At 66.8% G+C, this 271-nt stretch carries 1 protein-coding gene; it reads right to left on the bottom strand.

Translation table 11 applies throughout. The annotated features are described in order from the left end of the window. The coding region (locus SB751_RS30635) for a thiamine pyrophosphate-dependent enzyme (protein ID WP_410749102.1) at positions 1 to 271 on the bottom strand (271 nt) is incomplete at both ends.

Below are 271 nucleotides of genomic sequence, written 5' to 3'. Positions count from 1 at the left end.
CTGCATGGCGTACACCACGGCTTCGGGATCGTCGCCGTTCACGTGCAGCACCGGGGCCTCGATCATCTTGACCCCGTCCGTGCAATACAGCGTGGAACGCGCGTCGCGCGGGTCAGACGTCGTGAAGCCGATCTGGTTGTTGATGACGATGTGCATGGTGCCGCCCGTGCCGTAGCCGCGGGGCTGCGCCAGGTTCAGCGTCTCCATGACCACGCCCTGGCCAGCGAAGGCGGCGTCGCCGTGCACCTGCACCGGCAGGCCTTCCTTGTGA

The organism is Cupriavidus sp. SIMBA_020 (assembly GCF_046535395.1).
GTDB classification, from domain to species: Bacteria; Pseudomonadota; Gammaproteobacteria; order Burkholderiales; family Burkholderiaceae; genus Cupriavidus; species Cupriavidus campinensis.
This window is presented reverse-complemented; position numbering and strand designations above follow the sequence as displayed.